1 pseudogene is annotated in these 242 nt (G+C 39.7%); it reads left to right on the top strand.

The window, feature by feature from the left end:
• A pseudogene (locus ACFIM8_RS09385) lies at window positions 1-242 on the top strand (RNA-guided endonuclease TnpB family protein); the annotation flags it as partial.

Here is a 242-nt window from a genome sequence, read left to right as displayed (position 1 = left end):
AAAATGCTCCACAAATGGCAATTATTCAATTGGGTGTGGCTTTTAAGAATTTCTTTTCAGGGAGAAGCCGATATCCCACTTTTAGAAAGAAAGGAGTGCACGATCGTTTTACTTTGACCAATGATCAAATACAGTTGCAAGGTTTCAAGATAAGAATTCCCAAACTTGGTTGGGTTCGTCTGCGAGAACAATTGCGATTTCAAGGAAAGATCTTGTCAGCAACCATTAGCCGTAAAGCGGAT

Source organism: Bartonella sp. AC535YNZD (genome assembly GCF_042196625.1).
Taxonomy (GTDB): domain Bacteria; phylum Pseudomonadota; class Alphaproteobacteria; order Rhizobiales; family Rhizobiaceae; genus Bartonella.
This window is presented reverse-complemented; position numbering and strand designations above follow the sequence as displayed.